This window comes from Neisseria oralis (assembly GCF_045062685.1).
Lineage (GTDB): Bacteria > Pseudomonadota > Gammaproteobacteria > Burkholderiales > Neisseriaceae > Neisseria > Neisseria oralis.
This window is the reverse complement of the sequence record NZ_JBJGEB010000105.1, coordinates 1-243: the sequence shown is the minus strand read 5'-3', so window position 1 is coordinate 243 and position 243 is coordinate 1. Positions and strand designations below refer to the sequence as shown.

The following is a 243-nucleotide window of genomic DNA, read 5'->3' as shown; positions in this document are numbered from 1 at the left end:
GAGAAGGTGTTCGAATCCCGTAAAGTTTACGATGGGCTTATTGCTGATTTACAAACCGTACCTTATCGGAAAGCCCTTGTTTTTTGCGCCTCAATAAAACATTGTCAAGATGTTTCAGAACAACTCGGTAAAGCCGGGATACTTAACATTCAAATACATTCCAAACGAGATAAAGGTGAACAGTCTTTTGATATGGCAAGGTTTAAAGACCTAACCAGTTCAATCAATGTTATTGTTTCCGTT

The 243-nt window shown here is 38.3% G+C and carries 1 protein-coding gene; it reads left to right on the top strand.

The window, feature by feature from the left end; translation table 11 throughout:
* On the top strand, positions 1-243 hold a 243-nt coding region (locus ACI43T_RS12250), incomplete at both ends, for a hypothetical protein (protein ID WP_405387401.1).